This is a genomic window from Desulforamulus profundi, from assembly GCF_002607855.1.
Genome location: NZ_AWQQ01000054.1, coordinates 36,830 through 53,145 on the forward strand (window position 1 = coordinate 36,830; position 16,316 = coordinate 53,145).

Annotated in this window: 11 protein-coding genes and 2 pseudogenes; 3 read left to right on the forward strand and 10 right to left on the reverse strand. The window is 47.3% G+C overall.

Annotation, left to right across the window (positions count from 1 at the left end; all coding sequences use genetic code 11):
• Positions 1-54 precede the first annotated feature (54 nt).
• On the forward strand, positions 55-1,965 hold the full coding sequence (locus tag P378_RS09310; protein ID WP_099083049.1) for an ABC-F family ATP-binding cassette domain-containing protein: 1,911 nt from the start codon (positions 55-57) through the stop codon (positions 1,963-1,965).
• Between the two features lie 91 nt (positions 1,966-2,056).
• Here P378_RS09310 and P378_RS22910 read toward each other — a convergent pair whose 3' ends face one another.
• From P378_RS22910 to P378_RS09360, 10 genes and pseudogenes are all read right to left on the reverse strand, one after another.
• A complete protein-coding gene (locus tag P378_RS22910) occupies positions 2,057-2,812 on the reverse strand; it encodes a globin-coupled sensor protein (RefSeq protein ID WP_099083050.1) in 756 nt (251 codons plus the stop codon).
• 84 nt (positions 2,813-2,896) lie between these two features.
• Positions 2,897-4,186 (reverse strand): replication-associated recombination protein A, encoded by a 1,290-nt coding sequence (locus P378_RS09320; protein ID WP_099083051.1) that lies wholly within the window; start codon positions 4,184-4,186, stop codon positions 2,897-2,899.
• Between the two features lie 161 nt (positions 4,187-4,347).
• A pseudogene (locus P378_RS09325) lies at positions 4,348-5,063 on the reverse strand (hypothetical protein).
• A complete protein-coding gene (locus P378_RS09330) occupies positions 5,063-6,349 on the reverse strand; it encodes a sulfite exporter TauE/SafE family protein (protein WP_099083052.1) in 1,287 nt (428 codons plus the stop codon). The pseudogene P378_RS09325 and the gene P378_RS09330 overlap by 1 nt, the downstream one beginning before the upstream one ends.
• A 435-nt stretch (positions 6,350-6,784) precedes the next feature.
• Positions 6,785-7,927, reverse strand: a complete 1,143-nt coding sequence (locus P378_RS09335) for a hypothetical protein (RefSeq protein ID WP_099083053.1) — start codon at positions 7,925-7,927, stop codon at positions 6,785-6,787.
• 465 nt (positions 7,928-8,392) lie between these two features.
• Positions 8,393-9,109: a hypothetical protein gene (locus P378_RS09340; RefSeq protein ID WP_099083054.1), complete on the reverse strand. Its 717-nt coding sequence runs from the start codon at positions 9,107-9,109 to the stop codon at positions 8,393-8,395.
• Positions 9,109-10,393, reverse strand: a pseudogene (locus tag P378_RS09345) (sulfite exporter TauE/SafE family protein). Before P378_RS09345 ends, P378_RS09340 begins: the two are co-directional and overlap by 1 nt.
• Positions 10,394-10,564: 171 nt before the next feature.
• Positions 10,565-11,956: a hypothetical protein gene (locus P378_RS09350; protein ID WP_099083055.1), complete on the reverse strand. Its 1,392-nt coding sequence runs from the start codon at positions 11,954-11,956 to the stop codon at positions 10,565-10,567.
• Between the two features lie 539 nt (positions 11,957-12,495).
• Positions 12,496-14,295, reverse strand: a complete 1,800-nt coding sequence (locus tag P378_RS09355; protein WP_099083056.1) for a vWA domain-containing protein — start codon at positions 14,293-14,295, stop codon at positions 12,496-12,498.
• A 112-nt stretch (positions 14,296-14,407) separates the two neighbouring features.
• Positions 14,408-15,247 (reverse strand): AAA family ATPase, encoded by an 840-nt coding sequence (locus P378_RS09360; RefSeq protein WP_099083057.1) that lies wholly within the window; start codon positions 15,245-15,247, stop codon positions 14,408-14,410.
• 230 nt (positions 15,248-15,477) lie between these two features.
• Between P378_RS09360 and P378_RS09365 the strand changes: the two genes are divergently transcribed.
• Positions 15,478-15,753: a hypothetical protein gene (locus tag P378_RS09365; RefSeq protein ID WP_099083058.1), complete on the forward strand. Its 276-nt coding sequence runs from the start codon at positions 15,478-15,480 to the stop codon at positions 15,751-15,753.
• Positions 15,754-15,814: 61 nt separating this feature from the next.
• On the forward strand, positions 15,815-16,258 hold the full coding sequence (locus P378_RS09370; RefSeq protein WP_099083059.1) for a hypothetical protein: 444 nt from the start codon (positions 15,815-15,817) through the stop codon (positions 16,256-16,258).
• Positions 16,259-16,316 lie beyond the last annotated feature (58 nt).

The window sequence follows — 16,316 nt, forward strand, 5'->3', positions numbered from 1 at the left end:
TTCCTTGTATCAACACGCCACTTGGGGTACACTGGGATATTGGAGGAGTTCATTATGATTTTACTACAGACCGCCAACATTTCTAAATACTTTGGCGCAAAACAAATATTGAAAGATGTAAATTTAACCATTCAGTCCGGTGAAAAGGCTGGTCTGGTGGGGGTGAACGGGGCAGGTAAATCCACCCTGCTGAAAATAATAACCGGTCAGTTAACCCCTGATACCGGAGGAGTGTTTGTGGCCAACGGGTTAACCGTCGGCTATTTATCCCAGGACACCGGCCTGGAATCCCGGAGAACCATTTACGAGGAAATGCTCTCGGTTTTCCAGCAGTTGATCGATCAGGAAGAGCAGTTGAGAAAATTGGAAGAAATGATGGGCATGGATGAAGTGAAGGCGGATGAGGCCCGCTACCGCCGCATCATGAACCAGTACGCCCAGCTTTCGGATACCTTTCGGGACCAGGGGGGCTATCGTTACCGGTCATTGATCAGAGGCGTTTTACAGGGGCTGGATTTCCCGGAGTTGGATGACCACTCCCCCGTCTCGCTGCTCAGCGGGGGGCAAAAAACCCGCCTGGCCCTGGCCAAAAACCTTTTAATCAAGCCGGATTTACTGATTTTGGACGAGCCCACCAACTACCTGGATATCCGCTCCCTGTCCTGGTTGGAGCAGCACCTGCAGTCCTACCCCGGGGCAGTTCTGGTGGTTTCCCACGACCGCTACTTTTTAGACAAAGTTGTCAGCAAAATTATTGAACTGGAGTTTGGTGCCGCCACCACCTACAAAACCAATTATTCCGGTTTTATTGACCTGAAGGCTCAGCAGCAGGAAACCCTGCTTAAACAATATGAGCAGCAGCAGGAAGAAATAGCACGGGCCAGGGATTTTGTTCAACGCAACATCGTTCGGGCTTCCACCACCAAGAGGGCCCAGAGCCGGTTGAAGGCGCTGGAAAAAATGGAACCGTTGGAAGCCCCGGCAGTCACACAAAAGAAGGTTCATTTTTCCTTTGCCATAAAGCGGCCCAGCGGTAAGGAAGTTTTACAGGCAGCAGGTTTGCAAATCGGGTACCCGGGCGTGCAGTTGGCCGGCAATATTACCTTTCTCATTGAGAGAGGGGAAAGTGTTGCCCTGCTGGGACCCAACGGCATTGGCAAGTCGACCCTGTTGAAGACACTGATCGGTCAGTTGGACCCCCTTGGGGGTACAATACGAAAAGGGTCCAACGTCAGCATCGGTTACTATGCCCAGCAGCAGGAAAAGTTAAACCCTGATAAAACGGTACTGGATGAACTATGGGACGATTACCGTTTAATGGATGAAAAAGACGTTCGGACCGTGCTGGGGAACTTCCTGTTCCGGGGTGATGAAGTCTATAAAAAAGTGAGGGATTTGAGCGGCGGTGAGAAAGCCCGGCTTTCCCTGGCCAAATTGATGCTGGAAAAAGCCAACCTGTTAATCCTGGATGAACCCACCAACCACCTGGATATTTTAAGCCGGGAAGTTTTGGAGAGCTCTTTGATGGATTATTCTGGAACCATTTTGTTTGTTTCCCACGACCGGTACTTCTTAAACAAAATGGCCACCCGGGTCATGGAACTCACCCCCTCCGGCATCCGGAACTACCCGGGCGACTATGACTACTACCTGGAAAAGCAGTCCGGTCAACAAACGGAAATCCAAGAGACCAAGGAACCGCCAAAGCCTCAGCCAGGGAAACAAAATTATCTTGAAAGTAAAGAGCAGCAAAGGCTGGAGAGAAAACGACAGAAGAGAATTGAGGAATTGGAACGGTTAGTCAGCCAAACCGAAGAGGCTATCCGCCGGCTGGAAGAGGAACTGGAAAAACCTGAAGTTGCTCAGGACTACGCAGCTTGTTTGAAACTGAGTGAGGAATTAAACCAAAGGAAATCCGACCTGGATCTTTATTTGGAGGAGTGGGTAACTTTAACGGAAGAATAAAAGTCCGTCAATTCCCCCATACGTTACCGATGCCCCATAGCGTTAAATACGGGAAAAGCCGCCCCTACGGGTGGCTTTTACTTGGTTAATACTATTCTTCGGTGTTATTTTTCATTTTTTCAATGGCCTGCTGGTTGGAATGCACCATTTGTGCAATGTCCCTGGCAGACTGAGAAGATCTTTCGGCCAGCTTTCTTACTTCCTGGGCCACCACGGCAAAGGTGCGGCCATGATCCCCCGCCCTGGCTGCCTCAATGGAAGCGTTCAGGGAAAGCATATTAGTCTGCTCGGCAATGTCGTCAATGATCTCAGCCACCGAGCCAATGTCCTGCTGAAAGGAAATTAACTGCTGCAGCTGATCCAGAATATAGTTCTCGATGGCCAGTTGCATATCCAAGTTCAGCCTTTTTAAAAAGGCCACCAAAGCCTCGGCATAGGCTTCGGTACAACTGCCGTGATGTTTGGCCAGGATTTGTTGGATTTCGGCATTGTAGATTTGGTAGGACCCCAAATACCATTTGGGGTACAGGCCGATTTGCTGGTGTTTCTTGCCAATGGCCAGCCTTCTGTCAATGTACGATTCGTCAATGGGATCACACAGGGAAATAAAATACTGCTTTTGGGTCTCCTTTAAACGGTCCACCGTACTGTATTTACCAATCAGTTCTTTAAGGTAGGGAAAATTTAGTATGTATTTATAAAAATTCTCTACCAGCCGGTCAGCTTCCCTGGTAAACAGATCCTTATGGGCGGTCATGACCTCAACTTCCCGGTCGGTAATATCCAGGTAGGCCAGTTGGGCCTGCCGCTTGGCCAATTTAACTGCCTGGTTCGTTAATTCGTTCAACCCGTCATCCCCCTTCAGGTTGTAATTCCAGTGTGTAATAATTCTCCATATAAACCAATTATTCCTTCGACATTTTTAGAGAGATTATTTTTTTATGTGATTTTCCTTTCCTTGATCGCTTGGCCTGTAGTAGGTTACCCCCTGCAGGGAATCCGGCAGATATTGCTGCTCTACGTAATGACCCGGGTAGTTATGGGGGTACTTGTAGCCGGTGTGGCCCAATTCTTTGGCGCCCCTGTAATGGGTGTCTCTCAAATGGGGGGGCACCCTGCCGATGGGTTTATTTCGAATGTCTGCCATGGCTTCATCAATGGCGCAGATGACACTGTTGCTTTTGGGCGCGGTGGCCAGGTAGATAATGCACTGGGCAATGGGAATACGGGCTTCGGGCATGCCAACGGTTTCCAGGGCGTTCCAGGCTGCATGGGCCATCAGCATGGCCTGGGGGTCGGCCAACCCGATGTCTTCGGAGGCATGGACAATTAACCGGCGAACAATGAAACGCTGGTCTTCCCCTGCCGCTGTCATGCGGGCGTAATAATGGAGCGCTGCGTCTGGGTCTGAGCCCCGGATGCTTTTAATAAAAGCAGATATGACGTCGTAATGATTGTCACCTGTTTTATCATAACGAATCACCCTTTGCTGGGTGGAGTCCTCCGCCACTTCCGGGGTAATATGACGGTACCCGTCCTGGGCCGAAGCGGTGGACAATACAGCTAGTTCCAGGGCGTTTAAAACATTTCTGGCATCCCCTCCGGAAATGTCAATCAAATGCTGCACGGCGGCCTCATCCAGCTTCACTTTGTACATTCCCAAACCATGTTCCTCATCTGCCAGGGCGCGCTCAATAAGGCGGCGCAGGTCCTCCTCACGGTGCTCCGCCAGTTGGAAAATACGCGACCGGCTTAACAGTGCCCCGTTCAGCTCAAAATAGGGGTTTTCCGTGGTGGCCCCAATGAGCGTGACTTCACCTTTCTCCACCGCTTCCAACAGGCAGTCCTGCTGGGCCCCTCGTTTTAAGGAATGAATTTCATCGATAAAAAAGATGGTCCTTTTGCCATAGTAATTCAAATTATCCCTGGCCTTTTTGATTTCCGCCCTGATCTCTACCACCCCGGCAGAGACGGCATTTATCTTAACAAAATTGGCAGCGGTCATTTCCGATATGATGGTGGCCAGCGTGGTTTTGCCGCTGCCCGGGGGGCCATAAAGGATGATGGAACCCAGCTTGTCTGCTTCAATGGCCCGGCGAAGGAGTTTGCCCCGGCCCACGATGTGCTCCTGCCCGATAAAGTCATCCAGGTTCCGGGGGCGCATCCTTTCGGCCAGGGGCGCCGCCTGCAGACCCATTCTGGATGAACTGAATAAATCCATACATTCACCTCAAAGACATAATATAGGAAATCAGTTTCATCATATCAAATCCCGCCGGCGCTGTAAATTTTACCCTTTGTTTAAATAACTTAATATCTTAGGTACCAGGTACCACAGACAAAAAACACCCCGGCAGAGAGGGGTGTTTTATCATACACTTTTTAAGCTTCAGACTTTTTAGCCGCCTTGGTCATGGTAATGCCGAGACCTACGCAGATGTAGTAGATGGCGAAACCATACCAGAGGGTGTAGAACATGTAGAAGACCAGCATGAAGGTCATCAGACCTTTATTGTCTTTTACAAACTTGGTCTCAACGCCGTAGTAGTTATAAGCCGGCTCAATGACTTTTTTCTGGTAGTTTTGCAGGTAAACGGACTGTTTAAACTGCTGCTTCTTTTCTAGATCCTTGCCAATGGCCTTGATGATGCTGTACCACCGGTTGGTGGCATCCCTGGGATCGGTATTATATTTAGCCTGCACCACATCGCCTTTATTCTCGAACATGGACTTGCAGTCTTCTGAAACGTTGGCCAGCAATTTGCCAAAGTCGGTCTTGAGGACAATTTTCTCCTTGTCGACCTTTACTTCAGCGCCGTCCACCTTTTGCAGGGCGGCGGACCATCTCTTGGCCTGGGATTCGTCCTTGCACTTCAGGTTCACTTCAATGGCAGTGCCGTTCCACTTTTCAGCTTTCTTGATCTCCCCTAAAATAACTGCCTGGGCGGAACCCTTGGAAATGGAGTTGAACATGTCATCGGCCCAATCCAGCCCGTTTCTGCCGTTACCGAAAGAGGGGCTCATCATATACAGGTAGATGCCGCAGAAGGCAATCATCATGATGATGCCATCCAGAATGCTTTACTGTCTCTTATCATTAGTGGCTCACTCCTTTCCCGCTGCCGGCAACGGCTTTGGCGCTTTCAGCCCGTAAGGTGGGAATGCCGCGGATAAAACTCATGATAATCCAACCGGCAAAGATTACGACTAATCCGAAGAAGATCCAGGCACCGATATCCGCCAGCAATTTGCCTGTTTCGGGAGTCATTTTTATATAACCCATTTGAGTCATTTTTTCAGGCATTGCAAAGGCTCTGTTGACGAAACCCGCCAGGATAGCCACAGCATAAAAGGCTCTGATGTAGATACCCGGTACTACCTTGGTGGTGGCTGCGCCGATCTGAATGCCCAACAGGGAGCCTACCAGCATGCCCATGGCCAGGGTGTAGAAGATGTAGCCGTAGATGGCGTACTGGGCGATGGAGCTGTAACCGGCGGTAAAGATAATCTGCAGAATGTCGGTACCAACGGTGGTGAAGGAGGATACACCCAGACCGTAAACGAACATCGGGAAGGTCAGGAAGCCGCCGCCCACGCCCATGATGGCTGCCGCAAAACCTACAATGGCACCGCAGATTGCCACAAACCAGCCGGAAATCTGACGACCACCGGGGGTGATATCTTCGTCAAACTTAACCATGGGAGCAAGCTTAATGCTCTGAAGCTTAACCGCCAGTCCGGTCATACCGACGGGACCGCCGTGTGCATCGCCTTTTTTGACTTGCCCTTTGGTTTTGATAAAGTCGTACATGGAGTAGATGCCCAGGAAACCAAGCATGAAAACATAGACCGCACTGATGACGAAGTCACTGAAAACAGGGTTCATGTTAAACAGCGCCCGGTTCAGGGTACCGCCGGCGGTAACACCAAGTCCGGAACCGCACAGGAACGCAATGGCCAGAGGAATGTTTACGTTACCCAGTTTCTTGTGAATTACAGTACCCATAATGGCCTTGGCAAAAATATGGAACTGGTCAGTACCAACAGCCAGGATACCTTTTACACCCAGGCTCATCAAGGCGGGAGTGATAATAAAGCCGCCGCCGGCACCGATGCAGCCGGTAATCAGACCTGCGCAGACACCTACAGCCATCGAACCGTAAAACATCGTCGGGTTATAGTGCGACGGTCCAAAGGAACTTTTGCCACCAAGGAAGGCCGGTAAATCAGCCGCTTGGCCAATGGCCGGAATAATCAAGGGCAGCATCATTATGAATAAAATGAGCAAGTGTTTTCTACTTTTGATAATGTTGTTGGACATTTCCAGTTCCCATCTGGCATGGGCCCTGGAGGCGCTCATTAGCGCTTCATACAATCCCCTCATGCGGACAACCCCCTTCAATCAGTTTTAGGAAAAAAAGGTGCTTTTGTTTAAAAAAACAACCATCGTGATGACAATAAACTTAATGAATTCTCAACAATGCTTATTGATTATTGCTTAGTACGGTGTTAGAATAACTATGAAAAGAAGAAATTTGTATTGACAAAATTAAAGTTTTTCTTGGTCTCACCCCCTTGCTGTGGTATTTTGGTTACCATGGCTATTTGTTTTTTAATAATCTCCAGGCTAACATGACCTGAGATTATTTCCGCTGAGTAATGAAAATCTGCAAACATGTTGACGGGTGGAATATTCAACTGATCGGTTATAACATGAAACCGGTCAGTTTTTATATTGACATTGTTTATCAGCTGAACCTGTTTTAGCTTTTCCCCGGCAAGGGTCCAGGTCGTTTTTACTGTGGACTGTGTTTTTTTTTCAGGATCTCCTCTTTAATCTGGTAGACAAAGGTTTGGCCGGCTTCATTAAACTGGTAGCTACCAGGTCCTGACAATTGTTGGCTTTTATGACTGCATCTGCTCTTTTTCGTACCTGTGCCTCTTTGTTTAGTTTCCCAAGCAGGATGTCTGCCCGGATATTTTCCAGGCCCGCGGAGACCTTGGCCAGGTTGGCTTTAATTTCTTTAATCTCTGCCTCATTTTTTTGTTCTAACTTGATGGTATTAAAGAAAACCTTACCTTCATAAACGGCCCGACCCTGTGACAATAATAATAGGGCTGCTTCTTTTGGTATCTCCCGGGTGTGGTACGCCACCGGGTATGGAACGGAACTTTCATCCAGGCTGTCTTTCCCGTCCAGTATGATAACATCTCCTGTCAAATAATGGGTTAGACGGTTCACCAGTTGTTTTATCTTTGCTGACAACTCGTTGTTGTCTTTGACAATCTCAAAATCAAAAGGATTGTTGTCTTCATCACAAGCCAGCAGAAGTGTAAATTTTTTCCTGTAGTTCTGGGGTGAATAAAGGCTACCGGCAACATCAACGTGAAAGGAATTTCCTTGAAGAACACTGTTTACCATATGAATGTAGACGGGTTTGTGAATAATCCCACTTTCTTGGGCATCCGGCAATCTGGCTTTTATGAAGGCAATTCTGGCTGACTCCTCTCCCAATCTTCTTAGTGCGTTGTAGAATTGGATGCTGTTGGCCTCTGCCAAACCCATTTGCCTGCAGACCTCATGGATGGGGGTCTTCACTTCCGGGGCCACCATTGACTTGATAATCAGCGCATCTAAAATTTGAACCACCGGTTCCTGGACAATGACATTGCGCAGTTCCTGCATAATTCTTGTTTTGCTTAAGAGTTCCTTTAGACTGGGGATTTGAGATGTTAATTCATTGAAGTCAAAGTTTTTCTGATCCTGGGCTTCAACTTCTTTATACAGCTTTTTTAAGCTAAGAATTAAACCGTTAATTCGGTTCGGCGAAAGGTTCTCGATGCTGCCGAAGTTCGCCACTACACGCTGTTTCACCTTACCGTTGGCCCGGTAATTTTCGATCAGCTTGATGTAGACATATTCTTTACCGTTTTTCCTGGTAGTGATTTTACGAAAAAACACACCTTCACTCCCAATCTTCTTGGTAAATATACCCCAATACTTAATATTATTTTTTTCATTTCATCATTTTAAGTAGCCTATTTTTTGTCTCTTAACTTTGTGCAAATAGTAGCAAAGAGGTTTTATAAATGCAAGCACTTTTTTGCACAAAAATAAAAAATACCAGGCGCACTGGTATTTAACCCTATAAAAATAAGCATGAATCCATAATTCTATTGGCCTGACATAATTTATTTGTCAATAATATTTTATTAAAAAAGGGGTTTTTTACCCCCCTTTTACCTGTCACATCCTCTGGTATAAGTTTGCAAATAATTAATTGGTGTAAAAACCTCATAAAAGTATTGACAAAAATAGAAAGTCGTATCTAAAATTATTAGGTATCCACTACAGGTAAAGGGATATCCCAAACTTATATTTTTTGATATGCATAGAGAAAACACCCCGTCCAGGGGTGTTTTTCGTTTATGCTTCTTGTTTTTTAGCGGATTTACTCATGGTAATGCCCAATCCCTGGCACAGGTAATAGATGGCGAAACCATACCACAGGGTGTAGATCAGGTAGAACACCATCATAAAGGTCATGACGCCGCTGTTATCCTTTACCTGCTTGGCTTCTACTCCGTAGTAGTTGTAGGAAGGCTCAATGACTTTTTTCTGGAACTGGGTTATGGCCACTGACTCCTTAAACCTCTCCTGTTTTTCCAGGTCTTTTACAATGGCTTTTGTTATGCTGTACCAGCGGTTGGTAGCATCCCTGGGGTCGGTACCATATTTCTGCTGCACAACATCACCCTTATTTTCAAACATATTGCTGCAGTCTTCGGAGATGTTTGCCAGCAGTTTGCCCAGGTCGGCCTTTACTTTAACGTTTTGTTTATCAACGCTAACCTCTGAGCCGTCCACCTTTTGTAAAGCCTTGGACCACCTGTCAGCCTGCGCTTCGTCTTTGCACTTTAAAGCAACCTCAATTTCAGTGCCGTTCCACTTGTCGATCTTTTTAACTTCACCCTGGATTACATCGTAAACGGAACCCTTGGAAATGGAGTTGAACATATCATCGGCAAATTCCAAACCGTTTCTGCCGTTGCCGAAGGACGGACTCATCATGTACGCATAGATACCCAGGAAGGATGCCATCATAATCAGCCCGATAAAAAAGGCTTTGCTATCTCTAATCATTAATGGCTCACTCCTTTCCCACCGGATGCCACGGCGCCTTTGGCAGATTCAGCCTCAATGTGGGGATACCCTTGATAAAGGACATTATGATCCAGCCGGCAAATAGAAGTACCAAACCAAAGAAGATCCAGGCTCCGATATCGGCAAGGAGCTTGCCGGTGGCTGCATCCATTTGAATATAACCCATCTGCGCCATTTTCTCGGGCAGAGCAAAGGCCCTGTTCACAAAGCCGGCCATAATGGCAATGGCGTAAAAGGCACGGATGTAAATGCCGGAAACAACCTTGGTGGTGGCTGCGCCGATTTGGATGCCCAGCAGGGAGCCCACCAGCATGCCCATGGCCAGGGTATAGAAGATGTAGCCATAGATGGCGTACTGGGCGATGGAACTGTAACCGGCGGTAAAGATAATCTGCAGAATATCGGTACCAACGGTGGTAAAGGAGGAAACACCCAGACCATAAACAAACATCGGGAAGGTCAGGAAGCCGCCGCCCACACCCATGATGGCTGCGGCAAAACCAACGATGGCACCGCAAACAGCCACAAACCAGCCGGAAATCTTACGGCCGCCGGGTGTGATGTCTTCGTCAAACTTCACCATCGGAGCAAGGTTGATGCTTTGTAATTTAATGGCCAGTTTAGTCATGCCCACCGGACCGCCATGGGCATCTCCACCGGTTTGATGTCTGGTTTTAATGAAATCATACATGGAGTAAAAACCAAGGAAGCCTAACATTACAACATAAACTGTGCTGATCATAAAGTCGCTTAACACAGGGTTGGCATTAAACAACGCCCGGTTCAGGCTGCCGCCGGCGGTAACACCCACACCGGAACCCACCAGAAAGGCAATGGCCAGAGGAACGTTAACGTTACCCAGTTTTTTGTGAATTACAGTACCCATGATGGCTTTGGCAAAGATGTGGAACTGGTCGGTACCGACCGCCAGGATCCCCTTAACGCCCAAGCTCATCAGGCAGGAGTGATTACGAAACCACCGCCGGCACCGATACAGCCGGTAATCAGACCCGCACAGATACCCACAGCCATGGAACCGTAGAACATGGTGGGGTTATAGTGAGAAGGTCCGAAGGCACTTTTGCCGCCAATGAAATAAGGTAAATCTGCCGCATGACCAATGGCCGGAATAACTAAAGGAAGCATCATGATTGCTAAAATCAGCAAATGTTTTCTGTTCTTGATGATGTTATTGGACATTTCCAGTTCCCATTTGGCGTGAGCCCTGGATGCGGACATTAACGCTTCATACAATCCGCGCATTTGGGCAACCCCCTTCAAATCAAGTCTCAAAAGGTGCTTAAGGTTAAAATTTTTGTCTAATGGTAGTGACAAATATTCATTAATTATTTGCCCCAACGTATTGAATGTTCTTTGCGAAGGTGCTAAAATCAGAAAGAAAATGAAGAAATTTGTATTGACAAAAATTTTTTCTTATATCTCACCCCCTTGATGCGGTGTGTTCATTGCGTTGAGGATTTGGTTTTTAAGAATCTCAAGCTGTATATGGCCTGAGATGATTTCCGGTGAATAATGGTAATCTACATATAAATTGATGGGCGGTATCTTTAATTGATCCGTTATCACATGGAACTGGTCTGTTTTAACGTCCAGCCCATCCTGCATGGGAAGTTCCCCGGCGCCGGCATTATGAAGGACCCAGGTGGTCATGAACTTCGATTGTTTCTTTTGGTTCAGACCTTCTTCGTTAATGCTGTAACTGAATGACTGGTCACTTTCATTAAAACTGTAAGTAACCAGATTTTCACACTGGTTGGTCTTGATAACACTGTCTGCTTTCTTGCGAACAATGGATTCTTTGGTTAGTTTGCCCAGTAAAACGTCTGCTTTGATGGTTTCCAAACCGGCAGAAACCTTGGCCAGTTTTGCTTTGATCTCCTTGATCTTCCCTTCACTTACCTGCTTATGCCTGACAACCTGAAAGAATACGTTATTATCTTTTAGCACACTCCCCCTTTCCAGTGCTGCCAGGATTTCTCCATGCACATCCGAGACCGGTTTGGCAACGGGCAAGGTGGTGTTGTGGAGAAGGTTTTCTTCGTCCAAAACAAGGATGTTTTCGGACAACAGGTTCTTTATTCTCTTAACCAGGACACTTAGTTGCCGGGGGATGTCGCATGATTCCTCCGCATATTCAAAATCAACCGGAGCACCTTGATGGTCGCAGGCCAACAGCAGAAAGATTTCTTTCTGATAACCCTGTGGCATGTAAACACTCCCCGTCATGTCAACGTCAAAGGAATTCCCTTCAAACGTACCTTTAAAGAGATGGATGATGACGGGCTTGTGAATATTATCATTACCACCGGCAACAGGAATTCTGGTTTTTAGCAAAATTTCCTTTGCTTCATCCTGGCCTAATGCTTTCATTACGTTGTAAAACTGCAGACTGGTTGCATCAACCAGGCCCATGTTTTTACAGACCTCTTGCACAGGTTTGTTGACTTCACCGGCTGTCATGAATTTAATGGCCAGTGCCTCTGCTACCTCGTAAGCTCGCTCTCCCAATAGTTGAGTCATAGCCTGCTTCAAGTGGGAGATATTCAAAAACCTTTTGATTTCATTGGCCTGTGAAGTAATATTCAGAGAAACTTTAGGTTCATTTACCTGGGTTTCAATTTCATTGTGCAGTTTTCTCAAGCTGGCAATCAAGCAGTTAATACGATCCGAGGACAGGTTATCCACGCTGCCAAAATTGGCAATGACCCGTTGTTTAACCTTCCCATCTTGACGGTAGTTTTCAATTAACTTTACATAGACATACTCTTTGCCGTTTTTCTTGGTGGTTATCTTGCGAAAAAACACATCCTTCACCCCCCAAACCTAAAGCTAATGAATATATAACCGGTTGACGAATTCTGCTTCACATAAAAAGCAGGTTTTTTATGACAATTATTTTGTAAATAAATTATTCTATTGGCAATAAATTTTTATAGGGGAGATATTCTTTGTCATCTTCTGTTTTCGGTTATGCTATCAAAAGGTTTTTTTGATTTCAAGTACTTTTTTTGCACTAAAATAAAAAATATTTTTCATTAGCAAATCTTTATCATTACGTATTTGAACATTTATAAAGATTATTCATGGTATGACAAAATTTATTTGTCATTACTCTTTTCGAGATAAAAAGATATACTTTTTAGAGTAAAAATCGGTACTCATAGTGAAAAATTTGTTTGAATAATGTTCTTTGATGTTTTTCTTGGTTTTTTCTTAAATAATCTTGACAAAATACTTTTTCTTGCTCTTGCCTGCAATCCAAAATCCTATTTTTTAAGAATAAATCCTAAAAATGATAAACCTGCAGTTGAAACCATTTATTCCTAACTGCAGGTTTTTTCATCCTATTCTTTCTCAACCAGCTTTTTCAGCAGTCGACCGAATTCGGTGGTGACAGTGTAATAATCGGTCCAGGGAATGCTGTATTCGTAACCATATTCCAGGGGGCGGTCTCCCACCAGAATATTGATGGTATTGCACCCCAGGGCTTTCAAACGCCTTACCTGTTCTTTTACCAGTTTTGTCTCCGGTCCGGGGTTGGGATTGCCGTCGGCAATGACAATTAAAACCTTTTGCACAAAGGGACGACCTTCGGACATTAACCGGAGAGCGGCATATTTCAAAGCGGTACCCTCGGGGGTGGTCCCTTCCGCTCCGGTCATGCCGATGCGGGCTTTGTTGGTTAAACCGGGGGAGTAGAGTTCGTACATATTTACTGCGCCTTTCAGGTTAAAACCAAAGACCCAGGTTTTCACCGAATCAACCGGTTCCAGGGCCTCCACAAACAGGGCTGCCAGGTTGCGGGCCAATTCTACTCTGGAGTTTCCATTCCCTGCAGGGTACACCATGGAGGCGCTGGTGTCCACCAGCAGGCCGATGTCCAGATTGCGGGTGCGGGTTTCGATAATTTCCGTGCAGCGAAAAATTTTGTTGGAAAACCTGGCCTGGTAAAGGGAGTCTTCGTCCAATTCGCCGCTGGGAAGTTGATACTGGTTGATCACCTGCCGGGTGTTGGCCCAACTCAAACGGTTTCTAAGTCGAATGACAAAGGGTTTAACCACGCTGCGGGCCTGTTCATATCTTTCAGCGGCTCCTTCGTCCGGTAATGACCTTCGGAAAACCACCATGGGCGGCGGTGGCGGCGGGTAACCGGGGTCGAGACCCGCTTCCATCAATTCGCTCATGTTAGCCACCTGGAGCTGCTCCTGGCGCATGTTTTGAATCAGGTTTTGCAGATCGCTGGGGATATTGGTTTTGTTGTTGGCCGTAGCACTGCCAGGCTCCGCCTGGTGTTTGCCCCGGTTGTTGTAATCCAGCAGGGAACTGGGCAGTGAATAGGCAATATCATGCTGCACCAGGTTGCCAAACAGTTCGTCGTAAATTTTTCTGGCTACCGTTCGGGTATTCAGTTTCTCCAACCGGGCCGGGTTGTCAATGTAGATCATCTTTTTCAGCATGTCCGCCACGTTGTTGACCCTGGCCAACCGGGAGACATAGTCCCTGGAGGATCGCATCACCAGCAAAAATTCTGTGGCACGTAAATTCAGTTCGTTTTCCATCAGGTTTTTGGTGGGCTTATGGGCCCATTTGTCAGGGTCCAGGTCAAATTCATAGCGGCGGTGCTTCCAGAAGTAGCCCGCATAACCCGGGTAATACAAGGTGGTCAGGTGTTCCACGTAGGTGTCTTCCACCACATTGCGGATTACCGCCATAAAGGGGTTGCCCGGCATTTCGGTATAGTATTCCGGGGAGCTGAACTGGGCATGGGCGGCCTCATGCAGGGCCATGCCGGTCAGTACGTCCACGATGTCGGGCATCAGGTATCCCTTGGGGGGGTTGAAAAGTGGTTCCGCGCTGAGGGCGATTTGTTTGGCGGCAAAATCGGTTCTGGTTTCTTTGGAGCTGAAGTTGACGATAAATTTATGGCGGCCATGGACGATGTCCACCACCCTGGATACCGCCCCCAGGATGGCTGTCATGGCCATGGCCTGGGCGTCTGTGTCTTCGGAGGTCAGGAGTTTGTGGCTGAAGAGGGCATATTGCTGGCCGGTGCCGTTCTTGTTGTTGTCCAAACCCCGGCCGGTGAGCCAGAAGTCTGAGAGGCTTTTGTTTTTCCAGAGTTCTGTTTGGGTTGGAGAGGCCATTGGATGTCACCTCCATTAGTAGGTTGGTTTGTTCGGTATTTGCAGATCCGTGAGGTATGTTTTGCATGGCATACCCTACGGGTATTCCATACTCCGCAACTCTTGCCTATTGTTATTTCAAATACGCTTGAATCACCTGCAGCACCGTAGTTTGCTCGCTGTCCACGCCACCCTCCGGGGAGAAGCGGTTCACGAAGGTGTATTTCAGGGCGGTATTTAAGGGTTGTCCCCGTTTGACCAGCGCGGCGGCTGAAATGGCCGGGCGGAAGCCGGTGGGGCGGCTCAGGCTTTCTTCGTGGTAGAGGGTGTTTAATTTATGGGTGATCCTGGCCAGCAGCAGGGCGTGGTCCGGGGTGGCGCCGTAGACCTTTTCCAGCAGGTCGGCCATTACTTCAACGGGCGGTAGCGTCAACTGCAGGGTTTCAAAGCGGTCTTCCACCGCGGTGTCTTCCATAAAGGTGCCGGTATGGCTGCGGCCCCGGTTTTCGGTGGCGATGAAGATGCAGCAGGGATGGACGGAGATGTATTGTTTGGTTTCTTCGATAAATACTTCCCGGTTGTGGTCCAGGATGGTGTAGATGGAGTTGTGAATGTCCGGCGTGACCCGGTTGAATTCATCCAGGGCCACAATACCCGGGCGCTGAATGGCAGCTACGAATTCGGATTGGATAAAGACGGTTTGTCCCCCGATAAATTCCCAGTGACCAAACCAGTCCCTGGGGGTGCGAATGGCCCCCACATTGACCCGGTGGAAGGGCAGGTTATGGGCCTGGGCCAGTCGTTTGGTCAGTTCGGTTTTTCCTGTGCCGGGGTCGCCGGTCAGCATAACATTGATGCCGGAAAACATTAAATCCTGCATAACGGATAATTTCTCCGGATCTACCCAAAAATCCGGTAAAATTTCCACATTGGTACCCCATGGGTCTTGCTGAACCGCTTTTTCTATAGTCATAATGAACCCTCCATATGGTTGTTAATTAAATGCTACTTCTACAAACTATTATACATACCCTTTCGTGTTAGAAAAATGCAAGAAATGTTGGGTAGTACGGGGTCATTTGCCATAGAACCATACCTATATATGTACCCCGTTGAAGTTTTTCTCTCGCCGCATTTTAAAACAGGATTTTCCACTTGGATGGCGAATGTGGTAATGGAACGGCAAATAACGGGGGTTCCGCTGTGGAAATCAAGCGTATGGATCAACAATACATCTATTGGAAACACAAAAGCCAGTGGTGCGTAGCCAAGGTTCAGGTGAGTCCTTCGTCGGACAAGGTCTACCTGTACATCTGGCAGTTAGACGGAACCTTTGTGGGCATGACGGCCGGCAAAAGCCCGGAGACTGTCCTGCAGTCCCAGGGCTACAAGCTGTGGTTACGGGAGGGAAGTCCTAATCTCAAGAACCTTTTAGGCGAAAAGATAAAAAACAAGCAGGAACAGATTGAATTGTTTTAAGATGGGAATAATGTCCAAAAGGACGAGTATAAAGCAAAGTTTCAATTTAGGAGGATTAGAGATGGCACAAGAACCAATGTTTGATGTGATTCAGGAGTATGGCGGCGCTGCTTACAGCCCGGATTTCGGCGCCTGGGCAGATCTAAATTATGAAGAAAACGGCAAAGAATTTGCCCGTACCACCATGGTACTGGTAAATCCCGCCTGGACGGAACCCTTGGAAAAGGCCGGGGGAGAATATTTCCCTCCCAACTGGGCCTATGATCCCGAAGCCGATATGTACCTGCTGCTGGTGAAGTGGCAAAACGGGGTGCGCCTGCCCATAGCTTTCCGCAAGGAAGAAGCCGGCAAGTTACTTTTTGATAATTATGTAAAGATACCCTTTGATATTATGATTGCCAATAAGAAAATATCCGGCAATATTGAAGAGGACGAAAGTTTGAGAATGCATGTGCTGTGGGATGTAAAATTCAGCAAATCGCCGCAGGCTGCCTGGCCTGAGTAAAATTTCATAAATATTTTGGAGCAGCGAAGGGTTTACCTTCCTGCTCTTTTTTGGTTAT